The organism is Cobetia sp. SIMBA_158, from assembly GCF_046566945.1.
GTDB lineage: Bacteria > Pseudomonadota > Gammaproteobacteria > Pseudomonadales > Halomonadaceae > Cobetia > Cobetia amphilecti.
This window is the reverse complement of record NZ_JAWJYL010001184.1, coordinates 1-232: the sequence shown is the minus strand read 5'-3', so window position 1 is coordinate 232 and position 232 is coordinate 1. Positions and strand designations below refer to the sequence as shown.

1 pseudogene is annotated in these 232 nt (G+C 69.4%); it reads right to left on the bottom strand.

Annotated elements, in window-relative coordinates:
* Nucleotides 1-232, bottom strand: a pseudogene (locus tag R2R70_RS23490) (NAD(P)-dependent oxidoreductase); the annotation flags it as partial.

The window sequence follows — 232 nt, the reverse complement described above, 5'->3', positions numbered from 1 at the left end:
GATCAGGTTCGACGGCTGGTCGCCGTCCGCCGTGGTGTAGACCACGCCTTGCTGCGCCGCGAATTGCGCGAGCGACACGCCCGCCACGGCGTCGACTTCCTTGCTGACCATCGCGACATGGCGCTTCGCTTCGAGCGCGGCGCGCGCGGCGCGGTAACCGACCGACGGATTGCCCGTGCCTTCGACAAGAATGTCGAACGCGGCCGGATCGAGCAGCGCCACGTCGCGCACC